The following is a 933-nucleotide window of genomic DNA, read 5'->3' as shown; positions in this document are numbered from 1 at the left end:
GGTTTAGATCAACTGGGATATCAATCTTACCTTTATCGATATCATCTTGGTTGATTGGTTTTTCAGTCTTTTTACCATTGTCATCAGTAACAACTACTTTATCACCTGGTTTTACTGAACCATCTTTTGGTATAGTAACTTCTACTGTTGTTTTACTAGCATCTTTGTCATTAGCTTTGTTTTCATCATCAGAAATTTTGCCATCTTTGTTTGTATCTTCTGGGAATTTAATTTCTGGGTTGCTTGGTTTTCTGCTAAATTCGCTGTCAAGTGAAAGGCTAGCTTTTGATGAGTCGCTAACATTGCCAGCATCATCAGCAAATCTATACTCTGGAGTCTCATATTTTCCATCTTTTAGTTTGTTGATACCTACGTTAAATGTAGCTTCAAATCTACCATCTTTGATCATCTCATCAGTGATCTCAACAAATTTAACCCAATTACCTTTGCCGTCGATTGACTGGATCACGTCGCCAGCTTTTACGCTACCATCTGTTGGGATGTCGATAACCCAGTGAGCTTTGCCGTCTTTTATAGCAGCCACTTCAGCAACGCTTAAAACACCGTCATTGTTTGTATCTTCTACAAATCTAACTTTTGGATTGCCTATTGTTAGATCCACATCTATACTACCAGATACTTCTTTACTAGCATTGCCAGCTTGATCAACGATCTTAGCTGTTACGCTTGAAGCTTTGCCATCAACTACTGGTACTTTGATCTCTACATATCCAGTTACTCTGTCATTGTAAGTAATAGTATGTGTTTTTTCCTCACCATTTACAGTGTAGTGGATCACATCATTTTCTTCAGCATCACCTGGGACAGAAATTTGAGCTTTTGTGCTAGTGCTATCGCCATCTTTGCTATTTTCAGCTTTATTTAGCTTGCTATCTTTTGGATTTACATCTTCAACAAATGTGATGGTTGGTT

Annotated in this window: 1 protein-coding gene; it reads right to left on the bottom strand. The window is 37.4% G+C overall.

Annotated elements, in window-relative coordinates:
* Positions 1–933 (bottom strand): hypothetical protein (locus F3G98_RS10655; protein WP_223231356.1); only part of this gene is annotated, 933 nt, incomplete at both ends.

The sequence above is a fragment of the Campylobacter concisus genome (assembly GCF_902460895.1).
In the GTDB taxonomy this organism is placed as follows: domain Bacteria; phylum Campylobacterota; class Campylobacteria; order Campylobacterales; family Campylobacteraceae; genus Campylobacter_A; species Campylobacter_A concisus_BC.
Note: the sequence above shows the minus strand (reverse complement) of the source record. Positions and strands in the feature narration are given on the sequence as shown.